Genomic DNA, 13,619 nt, shown 5'->3' on the forward strand with positions numbered 1-13,619 from the left:
AAATGTGAGGTGCTTCTATGTCTGAGCTATGCTGAAAAAACTGTAGAACCAAACTTGGTGAACTAACGTGAACCTCCCCAGGATTGTCGGAGACTCAACATTTTGAGAGAATACGACAATGAAAAGACAAACCTACACTTCTGAGATTAAAGAACGCGCCGTTCGTATGCTAATCGAAGCAACAAACGGCTATCCCTCTACATGGTCAGCCATTCAAGCCATTGCCCCTAAGATTGGCTGTACGCCTGAAACCCTACGATCATGGCATAAAAAACACATCGTTCAAACTATTCCTGCCTCAGTGCAAGCGCAAAGTGACAAAGAACGCATCAAAGAGCTTGAACGCGAGAATAAAGAGCTTAAGCAAGCTAATGAAATCATCAGAAAGGCTGCGGCTTTTTTCGCCCAGGCGGAGCTCGACCGCACGCCTTAGTAATGATCAGTGTTATTGATGATAACAAAGCTAAGTATGGGGTCGAGCTGGTCTGTAGAGTCCTACCGATTGCCCCGTCAACTTATTATCGTGCTCAAGACTTAAGCGACAACCCACACAAGCGTTCACTACGCAGTCAGTATGACGACTTCTACATCAGTGAAATCAGACGCATCTGGCAGGACAGTAAATGCCGTTATGGTGTGCGTAAGGTTTGGCAGCAGATGAAAGCTGATGGGTTAAAGGTTGCTCGTTGTACCATAGAGCGTTTAATGAGACAGCATGGCTTACAAGGTATCTGACGCGGTAAGGGTAAGTTACCACCAACAGCCGTGACGACCAGAAGCGTGCTGATGACTTGGTCAATCGTAACTTCTATGCCCATCGTCCTAATCAGCTATGGGTTGCTGACTTCACCTATATCAAGACGACAAGCGGCTGGGTCTATACCGCTTTTATTATTGATGTGTTTGCTCGCGCTATCATTGGCTGGAAAGTATCGAATCGCATGAATACCGATATGGTGATGGCGGCGTTAAATCAAGCAATAGCAGATAGAAACTATCCCAAAGATGTGATTCATCAAAGTGATCGAGGGGTTCAGTATTTATCCATTCGCTATACCGATAAGATGAAGGACTCTAGCGTGATTGCTTCTGTTGGTACAACAGGCGATTCATACGACAATGCATTGGCTGAAACGGTCAATGGGCTTTACACGTCTGAGGTGATTCATTGTTTAAAGCAGAACTGGACTGGTGTGAAGGATGTTGAACTGCCAACCCTTGAGTGGGTAGATTAGTTCGAGACTTTCTCAAACTTTGTGTAACTGCTTATAATCCATTAACTGAGGAATAAGCAGTGACTACTCAATATGGCGTTAAAAAACCGAACGTCTGCTTTAAGGCGCGTTCGAATTACATTGATGACCATGTATGTCAGCAACCATTCTATCTAAATGACCGTTACACCGTTTCTTCAGCATAATTTACTTGTCGAATGACCCTTTTAAAAAATGCAAAGGCATCTTCAGCTCCTTTTAATGCTTGTTGGCGTTGTGTTAGTGTCAATTTTAAGCCATCTAAGTGCTCTTTAAATTCACGCCAATGCACCATTCTGCCATCTTTATGTGCAGATAGGTGTTTTGCACCATGAGTACTTGTAAGTTCAATTTTTTGAGCTTCTTTATATAAAATTGCGGCGCCTAAATTTGAACCTTCAGAGCAATAAAGCCAACCAATAGATTCAAACTCACCTGGACTAGGTATAGCCTCATCGACTAACATAGTCTTAACGTGAAGGTCTTGCATGTCCATGGCTATTTGTTCTAAGCGCGATAGACTATTAAGTCCCTTAATCTTAAGGTTTAAGCTGGGATTCTCATAGATAGGTTTCAAAACTTCGTGAAAAGCATTTTGTGCTTGTAAAAATTTACTGTAATTTTCTATAGAAGCAAATGGTTCCATAGATAAAACGAGCATGTCAACACTATCATGTATTTGGCGGGAGTGCTTTTTTAATGCTTCACTAAGAGGTAAGTTCATCATTGTTTCCTATACTGTATTCACATTTATTAGGTAACGTTAGGGCATAGTCTCATTTTTATCCTATTTATTCAGTTTCTCTCAGACTGAGGACACGCCGTAATGTTTTTAAAGTTTTATTGATTGTCTTTACGTATTTTATCTAGAACACTTTGTCTAAAATTCATAGGTTAACCCTACTTTGTAATTTCTTCCTAGTGCCGTAAATCTTTCAATGCCAACCCCTTGGTCATCTACCATAGAGTTGACGTTTAATTCTGCTAACGAACGCAAGTTGTCCCATGGAACATATTTAGCATCAAATAAATTAAACACCCCCGCTGATAGTTTTAAATTAGAACTTAATTTTTTACTCCCATAAACATCATATACATAAGCCGATTTAGACTTATCAATGTGCTTATAAGGAGCAATGACATTCTTATAAGGTGTGTTATAACCATTTGATTCTAAGGTAACTACTTTTGCATCATTAGCATGTTTCCTGCCCAAATACCTTAGATTCGCAGACAGTTGCCAATCTTTTTTAGGGGCTTCATAACCTAACCCTAATGTGACATTCAAAGGCTGAGTAGCAAGTAAGTTGGTTCCTTTATCAGTTTTATCTTTGGCATAATTTAAATTAGCAAATACCTGAATATCTCCTCCTAGGTCAGCAAGCTGTCCAACATCCCATACGCCTCCTAAACGCAATCCATAAGTCTCTGCGTCACCAATATTTTGGGCGCTGAGTATATTTATAGAATGGGGTGAACAAACCGGTTGGCCGGTCGAATAATCTTCATAGCATCGTTGTTGTTCCTCTTGAGAATTCAACAAACTAATAAAGTCACTATATTTAGTATAGAAACCTATAGCTGTAAAACTTAAATCTTGAAACTGGCCAGATAAGCTTAGCTCATGATTAATAGACTTCTCAGGTTTGAGGTGAACATTAGGCATTAAGCTATTTCCCATCATCTCAAATGCTGAATACATTTGGCTGGTAGTGGGTGCCATGAATCCTGTAGATAGCTGATACTGGGTCTGCAAATTGGGACTGATTTTGTAGTTTATGGAAAACATCCCCCCTATATTGTCCATTTTCTTATTGTGATCAAACTCGCCATTCTCATAATCAATACGTACCGGATAATATTTGCTTGACTTCTCGACGCCTTTTTTATTGATTTCATCCATATAAGGTTTGTAGTTGTAATTGTCATACCGAAGCCCAATCGTCGTATCGAGCTTTTCCGTTAAATTTATTTTGTCTTGAATGGCCACATTGAAGATATCTTGCTTCACTGAGGGCCCAATAAAATCGTACCAAGAACTGGGGTTGCCTGAAGAAGGAATATAAGTTTCTTCTAAGGTCAATCTATGGTCCGTCTTTGCATATTTTGTATTAACTGACAAAGTATGAGAGCCTAGCTTCTCAGTTTCTAACGGTAAGCTTATTGCCTCTATACTTAGTTGTATGGTTTTGTCCTCTTGAGGCCGATGCTTCACTCCATCTACCCTATAAGAGTCAGATCCCCATACTTGGCTATAAGTTTCTGTATTAGCCACTCCTGTAATTTTTTGCTGAGTTAAAGTGGTATTGACCTCATCTATGAACTCACTAGTAATAGGTAGATATCTATGACTGATGCCATAACTTTCTAATTCTGCAGTATCCTTACTAATTCTTGAAGCAAAAGTTTTTCTGGTAAAGTTATTGGATACTCTATCCGTTTTTTGTTTAGTGGCATGAAAACCTAATCGGTTTTCTTCGTTCAAATGAAGGTATAACTTTGCTAACGTTGCCTCTGTTGTATAATTTAATGGGTCAGGTAGTATTGCTGCTGTATTAGATCTGTACCCTGTAGAGGGATATTTATAGTCTGGATCATTGATAAAATCATAGGCAGGATCTAGTTTGTTTTTATCGAAATCTAACATTCGGTGATTTTTTGTTTCATGTCCTTCACGATGCACATAATTAATTATTGCCTCAAGCTTATCGTTTTTCCCTGCCAAACCAAAAGCGTTACTAAATTCTTCATTGCTATTGCTATAACCTGTTTTAACATAACCACCAAGTTGACGATCAGGTCTTATTAAATCTTCTGGGTCTTTGGTCTTGAAACTAACAGACCCTCCCATTGCACCACTACCAGAATTAAAAGAGTCCGCCCCGACTTCAAACTCTACCTCTGACAGAAGCTCTACATCGGGTGAAAATCGACCCTCAAACATATATCCATAAGCTGAAAATATTTCATTGACTTGCTTGTCTGGCAAGCTAACTCCATCTAGGATTAAAGCTACCCTATTGCCATCCACCCCTCTGATAGCGTAGCCATTGCTACCATATCTTCCTGCATCAGCCACACTTATATCAGGGTTATAACGGACTAAATGTTTATCACTGTCAATTAGGTTGTCTGATATCGTCTTGGCCGTTTTAAGGTCGTCCCCTACATTTATAGGGGGCTGCTTATTAGCATAAACAGTTATCGTGTCCATATGTAACATCGGTAAGTTATCTTCTTGGTGCTGAGTATCCGCAATGGCTGATTGATACATCAAAGTTCCAACAAGAATACTTAATAAGGTTTTAGACTTACCTTTAAGACTAGGTATATATATCGACTTCTTATAAGTTGAATCCTCGTGCATTCCAAATTTCCTATAGTAAAAATAAGCACAATTTTCTTCATATCAGCCTCGTCGTCAAAGGAAATAATATTAATTGTTAATAACATTGCTGATAGTTTCTTCATATAATAAAACAATATAGTTACATTGTAAACGATAATCATTAACAAATAGGAAAATATATGATCTTAGAGTATTTTACTTTTCGCAAAGGCTTAGCAAGGAGTCAGGAAAACGTCTTGCAATAGTAGGAAAAATTAAGCGTCCGGCAGTCGAGACATCCACAAAGTAACAGTGATGCATATTGCGCATGTAACCCAAGCAAGCCACTGCAAACTATCAGAAAATCGGTAAAACAACATACCGCATGACATAGCCATCATTGACCAAGCCAAATATTTTGCCTTACGAGGAATAGCTCGATGCTGCTGCCAGTTCTTTACCATTTCACCGAACACTTTATGTTTGAGAAGCCACTGATTGAATTTATCAGACCCTTTAGCCCAGCATGCTGCCGTTAGTAAAATGAAAGGGGTGGTAGGTAATACTGGAAGAATAATACCGACTAAGCCTATGAAGAAGAAAAAACCGCCTAGCGCCATAAATAATATGCGTATTAGGCGGTTATGATGAATTTGGTTGAGCATTACTTTTTTTTGTAAATTCGATGAATTTGGTGAAGGTTGCACATTGTTCATAAGAAAGTAGCTCGATAGTTAAAGAGTAGCAGCCAGTTATTTAGCGAACTGCGAATATTTTCATATAGAAAAAAAGCAGTATTTGCAGATTATATTTTTATATATAATTGTAAATGATAATCATTCGTTTATCAAAATTATCATGCATTACCATTCAGCTGAACCGCCCCGGAATTGTCGGAGACTCAACATTCTGAGAGAATACGACAATGAAAAGACAAATCTACACTCCTGAGATTAAAGAACGCGCCGTTCGCATGCTGATTGAAGCGTCTGGCGACTATCCTTCTACATGGTCAGCCATTCAAGCCATAGCGTCAAAGATTGGCTGTACGCCTGAGACACTGCGATCCTGACATAAAAAGCACATAGACCAAACCATTCCCGCCTCAGTGCAGGCTCAAAGTGATAAAGAGCGCATCAAAGAGCTTGAACGCGAGAATAAAGAGCTTAAACAAGCTAATGAAATCATCAGAAAGGCTGCGGCTTTTTTCGCCCAGGCGGGGCTCGACCGCACGCCTTAGTAATGATCAGTTTTATTGATAATAACAGAGCTAAATATGGGGTCGAGCTGATCTGTAGAGTCCTACCGATTGCCCCGTCGACTTATTATCGTGCTAAAGACCTAGAAAACAGTCCTGAAAAGCGTTCACTGCGCAGACAGCATGACGACTTTTACATCGGTGAAATCAGACGCATCTGGCAGGACAGCAAGTGCCGTTACGGTGCTCGTAAAGTATGGCAGCAGATGAAAGCTGATGGGTTAAAGATTGCTCGGTGTACCATAGAGCGATTAATGAGACAGCATGGCTTACAAGGTGTCTGGCGTGGTAAGGGCAAGATTACCACCAACAGCCGTGACGACTAGCAGCGCGCTGATGACTTGGTCAATCGCAACTTCAAGGCGCATCGTCCTAACCAGCTTTAGGTAGCGGACTTCACCTACATCAAGACAACGAGCGGCTGGGTATATACTGCTTTTGTTATTGATGTGTTTGCTCGCGCTATTGTGGGCTGGAAAGTTTCTAATCGCATGAACACCGATATGGTAATGGCGGCATTGAACCAAGCAATAGAAGATAGAAACAATCCCAAAGACGTGATTCATCATAGTGATCGAGGGGTTCAGTACTTATCTATTCGCTATACTGATAAGATGAAAGACTCTGGCGTGATTACATCTGTTGGCACAACAGGCGATTCATACGACAATGCATTGGCTGAAACGGTCAATGGGCTGTGCAAGTCTGAGGTGATTCATTATTTAAAGCAGAACTGGACTGGTGTGAATGATATTGAACTGGCAACCCTTGAGTGGGTAGATTGGTTCAATAAAACACGACTGCATAGCACGATTGGTTATGTGTCACCCTTTGAGTTTGAAAAGCGGTATTATGATAATTTGACCCTGTCGGGTATTGCTGCCTGACTCAAGTAAATCACTCTCCGATAGAGTCGGGGCGGTTCACTATTTTAACAAGAGAAATATTAGCGTTGTAAAATTGATGTTTTAATGAAATTATAAACGCTATTCATACAGACGGTACGATAATAGCTGTCTTATATTACTTATATCAGTTGGATTTTTTATAAAGACTGATGGTTTAGATTTAATGATAACTAAGCGAAAAGGAATGCCGCTATGGATAATCAAGATATTAATGAAAATAGTATGGATGATCAAAATATGAACAATCAAACACTGAAAGGTGAATGGAACCAACTCAAAGGCTCCGTAAAACAAAAGTGGGCGGATCTGACAGATGACGATCTCACTCATATTGAGGGTGACCGTGATAAATTGGTTGGCCGTGTTCAAGAACGTTATAGGCATTCAAGAGAAGATGCAGAGCATGATGTAGATGACTGGCGTCGCGAAAATCAATACTAAATAGAACCTTTTCTCTAACTCTTTAATTTCTATTACTTATAATAAAGACTGCATTGAGAATATGCGGTCTTTTTTTAATGTATAAACTGTAGCGGTAATTTATCCTTTCATTACTTTTACCTTTGTCATCGCGTAAAAAATTAAAAAATCTGTTACGCAAATTCATCATGTCATAAACTGAATATTAAAGAGAAAACTACTGTAATAACTACTGAGACAATTGTAATTGTTTTGATTTTACCTATTTTTAATAAGGAGAACGCTGTGACGGGTAGCTGTGCAAAATTATTAGCAGACAAAGGATTGACGGTGGTCTTTATTGAAAGCGCAACTGCTGGCTATTTAGCGCATCGTTTTTCTGTCAGCCCTTATTCAGGTGATGTGTTAATGGGTGGACTGGTGTGTTATGACGTTGCTATAAAGAAAAAGGTGCTAAAGGTATCCAGCGAGTTAATTGAGGAATGTACGCCTGAGTCTCAAGCAGTTACCCGAGAGCTCGTCATTCAATCCAAAACGATGTTTGACGCTGACTTGCATGTTGCTTGCACGGGGCTGCTAAAGCCTGGCGGTTCTGAAACCAAAGAAAAACCCGTTGGGACGTTTTTTTATTGTATCGGCTATAAAGGTGAGTTTTATGAGTTTCGCAGCCTTTGTCACGGCGCGCCTGAGCAAAAACTGCTTTCATATCAACCTTATTTGTAAGAGTGTTATTGAGGTGGTCAACCAGTCATCCTAACTAATTTATTATCTTAGTATTTAGAGCTTTAGCCCACCCCCTTGAATGATGGCATCGATTGCATACTTCATCTGGCGCTAAAATACACTCGACATATGCGCAATGCATACAGGCATAAGGCTGTCCGTGTTCTATCTTTTTTGTTGCCTGAAATTCTTTGGGGAAAATAGGTAAGCCATATTGCGTTTCATCATGTGGAAATAACAAAACACTGAACTCACCATCTGTTTCGAGCAATCCAACCTCCACTTGCCCTAAATGACGCACGCCTTGTTGACGCATTTCAGTAAAAAATTCATCATGCGACATTTTACCTTTTTCGACATCCTCAATTATCAACAAACCATTTTCTACAATATAAGTGGGTTTGCCTTCTAATAGAAGCTCAAAAAACTTGTGCTTCGTGGTAAACCACGTGAAAAGTCTATAAAGAAGTAGGACAAGGCTCATGATGAGCACCGCTTGAATAAGCGGTAAGTCTTCTGTGAACATGGGATCACCAGCGATAGAGCCTAGTGCCAAAATCATAGTTAACTCAAAAATAGTGAGTTGGCGAATCCCGCGTTTGCCTGTACTTCGTAACAATAAAATGATTAGGCAAAACATGAACGTAGTACGTATTGCTATTTCTGCTGCAAAACTCCATGTTGTGTCATAAATGAAAATACTGGTCCAGTTCATATCACGCTCCTATTAGGACTTTAGACCATCATGGTAAGTTATCTTTTTCTAAATTCGTTAGAAATGCAGCAAAACCTTCTGCCGTACGTGCTTGCAATCGACTACTGGTCGTTACACGGACGCGATTGCTCCAAGTAATGTCATAGCCATGAACTTCAAATCTTTTAACCAAATCCACGTCTTCATGGCAAGGCAGCGGCGAAAACCCGCCAACAGCCAAATAAGCCTCACTGCTAAAACTCAAATTTGCCCCATGAATATGACGATGCCCCATTTTGTCTTGATAATGAGCGATATAACCTTCACGCGTTTGTGGCATCAAATGCTCCCAGCTATCAACGCTCACTACGCCACAAATAACATCAGTTGGCTGACGCGTAACTTGTTCAACTTGCTGCACCAACCAATCAACAGGTACAACTGTGTCGGCATCTGTACAGGCAAGCCATGTTGCACCTTTTGCAATCGCATGACGAATGCCTATGTCTCTCACTTTACCCACACATTGGTAGTCACAGCACAGATAATCAACGCCGGCGGCTTTGACGATTGATTGCGTATCATCAGTACACCTATCTAGTACCACCAATGGATATGCCGAGATGGAGGGTGGTAGTTGTGAAATGGCGCACTGTAATGCTGCCAAACACTTAATGATAGACGTCACTTCATTGTGCACAGGAATCACAATACCAATTTTTATATTACTCATGGATGCCCCTCGTATTTATCGACTGTTAGACGTCTTCATATTAAATTTTCTTGCATAGCGACCGTATTTGGAGAATTTTGCCAAACATCTAATAAAAAATCACTATCGACCACTTGGCTTTGATGATTAAAAGTTACTTGGCAAGATGCCTTATCGTTTGCGGCATTAAATGCTTGGTGTAGGCGTTGATGCACGGTTTCTCCCGTCATCGCAAACCCATCAATCGCATAGCGCCAATGACAGCATAGCAATGTACCGTCTATAGCAATATTCTGCTGCGCCCAAGCAATCACTGTATCGATATCATTGGGTTCTAGATAATATAAAACCTCGCTAATGACAATTAAATCAAAAGGTGAGCGAGTAGCAGAAACATTGTCTGATAGAGAATCGGTATCTATAAGTTTCCTTTCTAGGTTCAATAAAATAGTAGGAATCACGCCCTGAATGACATAAGCATGAGGCAATTCTGCTAAACGTTCTTTGGCAAGTTTCACGGCCTGTTGATTGCCATCAATGCTGATTAGAGTCTGACAACGCTGAGCCAATAACTCACTCAGCACACCGTTCCCGCAGCCCAGTTCAATAGCATAGTGATAATGAGATTTTGGCAGCATGGCTAGACAAATCTCTCTCTTACGCTTTTCGTACCAACGCGTTTGATACTGCCAGGGGTCGGTATTGTTGTGATATAACGCGTCAAAATAGGTTTCTGAATAGTTATCATATTGGCGAACGTCGACCAAATTGGTATTAGAAGCATGGCTCATACAGATAAACCTCCCAAGGTTGGCTGATTCTAGCGATAGTTTGCGCAGATAAAATAGGTGGATTGTCCGTACTGTCATCAGCAGTAATCTGACTTTTAAAACAGGCAATGGCTTCTATTTTACGCTGTAGTTGCTCAGCGGTTAAATCTACACGCATCGCACAGTCCCACGGGATACGGCTATCGGCAGGTTTTGCCCAATGCCACGCCCAAATCAACACTTGATAGCAGGATAAATGATGCCGTTTGGCAAACGAGGTGACTACTTGCCCGGTTGCTTCGTGATCAGGATGGCCATCACGTCTAAAGGTCGTCACTAAAACATCATTAGGCTCAATAAAGTCAGCCAGCTTTTTATAAAAATCTTCTTGCTGATTAAAGACTTCGCCATCTGTTAAGTGTAACGCTCTAGTCGTGACCTGATGAGCGATTCCTAAAGCTCTTAACGCTTTCATGCTTTCAAGCGGACGAATAACATTGAGGTTTTCTTGAGAGTAGAGGGTTGAGTTTGGATGGCTTTGCGTACCGTTAGTCACGTGAATAAGTACAATAGGATTGCCGTTCACCGCCAGCTGTTGCAATAGCCCGCCACATCCTAGAATTTCATCATCAGGATGCGGCGCAAAGATACAAATGCGTTGATGGGCAGCAAAGCGTTTTGCGATATTTAATGAAGGAAGGTTTTGTAGCCCAGACCAATTTTTCCAGCTATCTGGACTGGTACCATCGCCTTCGATAACGCGGTCACCCACAATTGGATGGTTAGAGTCAGGAGTAGCAGCAAGCATAACAGCATTATCTTTGACCATACGCTTTATAGCATTATTAGATGTTATAGTTGCCATGTATGGTTTTGCCCCTCTGTTATATCATTAGCTAAAACACTGGTTAGCTCGCCGATTTTTTTTAAGTCAAACGCTCCATGACTTTGGCGGATAAATACAGGAAGGTCTGCCGATAACCTTGCAAAATGAGCATTACGACAAAATGGCGCAGCGCCCAACGCTTGACCAACTCCCTCCATTATTTGGCGAGCGACCTTTTCAACTTGTGATCTTAGCTGGCGTATGGCAAGTTCGTGGCAGAGCTGTGGCTGACTATCGATTAAATTAGCAACATAATGAAAATACTGCTGAGTGACTGCCAATGCTGTGCTAATCTCACCCAAATACATGGCTTTATAATCGTTTGGTTTGTGCTGATAAGCAGTGACTAAATAGTTGGCTAAACAAGCCGTTGCCCCAAACCAACAAGCCGCCACTCCCGCAGCCCCATGCCAAAACCCTACTCGCTCTAGATAAGCATTTGTAGCTCCCACTTGATTGGCGGTTACGTTAGAGAAATGAACAGTCGCCGTATCAGTGGCTTGCATACCAACCGCCTGCCACTCACTATCGTCAACTTCAATACCAGATTGTTTCATGTCAACCACAAACAGTTGCGCGTCATTATTAGCATCACGATAGGTCATAAGCGCATGGTCAACCATGTTTGCTCCTGAGCACCAAGCTTTGGTACCAGTAACTTGACCTTGGTCATAACGGATAGGATCAGGATGCCCTTCTGCTGCCCAAACGGCCCAAAGCCCTGGCTCTGAATCACCATAGCCCAATTCATGTAAAATACTTAGGGCATCTAGATGCGATTCAAACCATTTAGCAATCGTTAAATCAATCCCTGCCACATAAGCCAAAACCTGCCAACGCGCCAATGTTCCTGATGTTGCACCATTTACATTTTTAGCTCCACCAGCAGGATGCGGAACTTTGTCGCTATAACCGATTAACACCTTTAAAATATTATGGCGTAATGTATCGCTTGCAGCCAAGGTGCTGATAGATTGGTTATCAATACCTGTGATATTTTCTATACTAGCTTTCATCTCTGTTAGTAAAGAATTTTTAGTATCTAACGTTAGCATGAGAATCTCCTAGCTATTTTTATAAACCAGACTCTTGGACTGTATCAGGTAGTGGGCTATCTGTTTGATGCCCTTTGTTGTTATATAAGTCCTCTAAGAAACCTTGATACCAAGAGTGAAGGTTTTCTTGCTGTAACCCCTGCAATAAGCATTGATAGCGAGCGATTCGCTCATCTAATGACATAGTTAATGCTGTTTTCAGGCCATCTGTCATGCTTGTTGGTCGGTATGGATCGATGATGACCGCCGCTTGCATTTGTTCAGCGGCCCCTGCATAACGTGAGACCAATAGCACACCCGGATCATCAGGATTTTGCGCGGCGATATATTCTTTAGCGACCAGATTCATGCCATCTTTAAGCGAGTTGACCCAACCGATATCACTCTGCCAAAACAACGTCATCAATGCTTCATGGCTTAATACGGTTTCGCTATAATTAATGGCTGGGCGACTTCCGGCGGCATCTTTTTGACCTTGTTTATTTGGTAAAAACTGCTGATTGATATTATCAACCTCTTGTCTGACAGTGTTATAAAGCTCATGATAAACCGGTAAATCTAAGCGACTGGGGCAGGCAACTTGTAATAGCGTCAGCTGGTTTTGATAGGTCGGATTTTGCTCTAAAAATTCACGATAGGCTGACAATCGTCTTAACAACCCTTTTGAGTAGTCAATCCTATCCACGGCAATAATTTGCTGGTCGGCAGATTTTATCAGCTTTTTTTTATCGGTGTGTGTAGCAAATTGCGAGGATAAATGGCTAACTTGCTGCTGGATTTTTGCCACATTGGTGCCGATTGGATAAGCATCAATCAGTAACCTGTGGTGGACCCCTGAGCCTAAATTTAGCAGAATTTGTGTATCTATCGACCGATTAGCAGTACTAAGGTGTTGCTGGGAATGTAAGATGTTTATTGGTAAGCCTTCTAAATAGTGGGTTAGATGGATGTTTGTTAAGAAGTGATCTTTTAGATAATGCTGGACGACGTCAAGACAATTGGCCTTATCTTGCTGAGTTTGCGTACCGAATACATCATAGTAAGCAAAATGATGAATAAGCTCAGCGCTTCTATCCAGCTGTTGCCAAAATGGCAGTGACACAAATGGAATATGTAAGAAAAAGCCGATACGATTGTGAATACCCAGCTGCCTACAATGATACGCCACGCTTAAAAAATGATAATCATGCACCCAAATCACATCATCAGGCTCAATAATCTTCTTTAATTGTTTGGCAAAAAGGTGGTTTACCGTTTGATAGCCTGCGTAATCCTCTGGCGCTTGACTAATTAAATCAACTCGCTCGTGCAATAATGGCCACAGTACATTGTTGGCAAAGCCGCAGTAAAACTGCTGATACTGCTCAGTGGTAAGTGCAGTGGTCATATAAGTGATGAATGTATTGGCACACGGCGCGTCAGCGTCTGCTAAAGCAGTATGTTTGATACTGCTAAATTCATTAGTATAATTATCATTATAGCGCTCGACAATTTCACCATTCCACCCCATCCAAACGACTGATTTTCCGTTCAACACGTCTTGCAGTACTATTGCAAGTCCACCTGCCATTGGGTTGTTATCAGGCATTTTAACTCGGTTAGATAGGACGAT

General features: G+C 41.1%; 11 protein-coding genes, 2 pseudogenes and 2 other annotated features. Of the genes and pseudogenes, 4 read left to right on the forward strand and 9 right to left on the reverse strand.

The genetic code is table 11. The features are described 5' to 3' along the window. Positions 1-118: 118 nt before the first annotated feature. Positions 119-1,232 (forward strand): annotated as a pseudogene (locus tag ACP7AE_RS13140) (IS3 family transposase); the annotation flags it as partial. Next, positions 394-510, forward strand: a sequence feature (AL1L pseudoknot). Its footprint overlaps the pseudogene before it by 117 nt. Positions 1,233-1,398: 166 nt before the next feature. On the opposite strand, the gene ACP7AE_RS13145 reads toward ACP7AE_RS13140, so the two are convergent. The 3 genes from ACP7AE_RS13145 to ACP7AE_RS13155 all read right to left on the reverse strand — a co-directional run bounded on the left by ACP7AE_RS13145 (position 1,399) and on the right by ACP7AE_RS13155 (position 5,297). Further along, positions 1,399-1,980 carry a biliverdin-producing heme oxygenase gene (locus ACP7AE_RS13145; RefSeq protein WP_426243621.1) on the reverse strand — a complete coding sequence of 194 codons (582 nt, stop codon included), beginning with the start codon at positions 1,978-1,980 and terminating at the stop codon, positions 1,399-1,401. 153 nt (positions 1,981-2,133) lie between these two features. Then, positions 2,134-4,620 (reverse strand): TonB-dependent hemoglobin/transferrin/lactoferrin family receptor, encoded by a 2,487-nt coding sequence (locus tag ACP7AE_RS13150; protein WP_426243623.1) that lies wholly within the window; start codon positions 4,618-4,620, stop codon positions 2,134-2,136. Between the two features lie 236 nt (positions 4,621-4,856). Further along, positions 4,857-5,297 (reverse strand): YbaN family protein, encoded by a 441-nt coding sequence (locus ACP7AE_RS13155; protein WP_426243625.1) that lies wholly within the window; start codon positions 5,295-5,297, stop codon positions 4,857-4,859. Between the two features lie 209 nt (positions 5,298-5,506). Between ACP7AE_RS13155 and ACP7AE_RS13160 the strand changes: the two are divergent. The 3 genes and pseudogenes from ACP7AE_RS13160 (at position 5,507) to ACP7AE_RS13170 (ending at position 7,890) form a co-directional block, all read left to right on the forward strand. Next, positions 5,507-6,726 (forward strand): annotated as a pseudogene (locus ACP7AE_RS13160) (IS3 family transposase). Beyond that, positions 5,782-5,898, forward strand: a sequence feature (AL1L pseudoknot). (Overlaps the previous pseudogene by 117 nt.) Positions 6,727-6,939: 213 nt before the next feature. After that, positions 6,940-7,188, forward strand: coding sequence for a CsbD family protein (locus tag ACP7AE_RS13165; RefSeq protein ID WP_426243627.1), 249 nt, complete (start codon positions 6,940-6,942; stop codon positions 7,186-7,188). 264 nt (positions 7,189-7,452) lie between these two features. Next, positions 7,453-7,890: a CinA family protein gene (locus ACP7AE_RS13170; RefSeq protein WP_426243629.1), complete on the forward strand. Its 438-nt coding sequence runs from the start codon at positions 7,453-7,455 to the stop codon at positions 7,888-7,890. Positions 7,891-7,924: 34 nt separating this feature from the next. Here ACP7AE_RS13170 and ACP7AE_RS13175 read toward each other — a convergent pair whose 3' ends face one another. The 6 genes from ACP7AE_RS13175 to ACP7AE_RS13200 all read right to left on the reverse strand — a co-directional run. Further along, complete coding sequence (locus ACP7AE_RS13175) at positions 7,925-8,605, reverse strand: DUF421 domain-containing protein (RefSeq protein WP_426138783.1); 681 nt, start codon at positions 8,603-8,605, stop codon at positions 7,925-7,927. A gap of 28 nt (positions 8,606-8,633) precedes the next feature. Continuing rightward, positions 8,634-9,308 carry a glycosyltransferase gene (locus tag ACP7AE_RS13180; protein WP_426138787.1) on the reverse strand — a complete coding sequence of 225 codons (675 nt, stop codon included), beginning with the start codon at positions 9,306-9,308 and terminating at the stop codon, positions 8,634-8,636. Between the two features lie 44 nt (positions 9,309-9,352). Next, the gene (locus ACP7AE_RS13185; RefSeq protein ID WP_426138784.1) at positions 9,353-10,087 is read right to left on the reverse strand and encodes a class I SAM-dependent DNA methyltransferase; all 735 of its coding nucleotides are present in this window, start codon (positions 10,085-10,087) and stop codon (positions 9,353-9,355) included. Beyond that, positions 10,071-10,874 carry a PIG-L deacetylase family protein gene (locus ACP7AE_RS13190; RefSeq protein WP_426138788.1) on the reverse strand — a complete coding sequence of 268 codons (804 nt, stop codon included), beginning with the start codon at positions 10,872-10,874 and terminating at the stop codon, positions 10,071-10,073. Before ACP7AE_RS13190 ends, ACP7AE_RS13185 begins: the two co-directional genes overlap by 17 nt. Positions 10,875-10,918: 44 nt before the next feature. Beyond that, positions 10,919-12,007: an acyl-CoA dehydrogenase family protein gene (locus ACP7AE_RS13195; protein WP_426138785.1), complete on the reverse strand. Its 1,089-nt coding sequence runs from the start codon at positions 12,005-12,007 to the stop codon at positions 10,919-10,921. Between the two features lie 19 nt (positions 12,008-12,026). Then, positions 12,027-13,619: alpha,alpha-trehalose-phosphate synthase (UDP-forming) (locus tag ACP7AE_RS13200; protein WP_426243631.1), on the reverse strand; the 1,593-nt coding region annotated here is incomplete at its 5' end.

Source organism: Psychrobacter sp. TWP2-1-2 (assembly GCF_049896785.1).
Taxonomy (GTDB): Bacteria; Pseudomonadota; Gammaproteobacteria; order Pseudomonadales; family Moraxellaceae; genus Psychrobacter.